Here is a 617-nt window from a genome sequence, read left to right on the forward strand (position 1 = left end):
ACAAGTGACGAACGTACACGGTTTTGTGCCAACCACCGTCGGTTAACCAGTGTCTTTCTACCGCAAGGTTTGATTCCAAACTCTCAGTATCACGGTTGTCCAAATGCTTCAGACCAAATTGCAATTGATAGTATTCACGTAAGACGTCGTCTAATGGAATTTTGTAGCCGGCGGTGATGGTTTGTTCTGGTTTGGAGAGAGAAAGCGCCGTATTAAAGCTATGACCGCGTGCACTTACCCATGGTTTTTTCCATTTTAAAGTACCGCGCACACCCGTATCGGTGGAGTAACCAATACCGGTTTCAATCTGGTTTTTCGCAGCAGGCGCTAACGAGACTTTAATCGGCAACTCGCGCCCATCTTCAAGCTTGCTTAAGTCAGGCTCAACAAACACGGAGGAGAACCAATCGGTGTTAGAGAGGTTTTGGTTGTATTCACCCACATCAGAGACAAGGTAAGGTTCACCAATTTCAAAAGGTCGCATCGACTCAACACGGTTTTCCCAGATCTGGCTTCCCGTAATTTCTACCGGACCAAAGTGATAGCGAATACCGCTGTCGTAGTGCAAACGCACATTGGCTTCATTCAATTCAGGGATCACTTCCAGCTTGTTAAGC

The 617-nt window shown here is 46.7% G+C and carries 1 protein-coding gene; it reads right to left on the bottom strand.

All coding sequences use genetic code 11. From position 1 onward, the window contains the following. Positions 1-617: autotransporter assembly complex protein TamA (locus tag R7R24_RS28245; protein WP_411978842.1), on the bottom strand; the 617-nt coding region annotated here is incomplete at both ends.

The sequence above is a fragment of the Vibrio sp. 704 genome, from assembly GCF_033339295.1.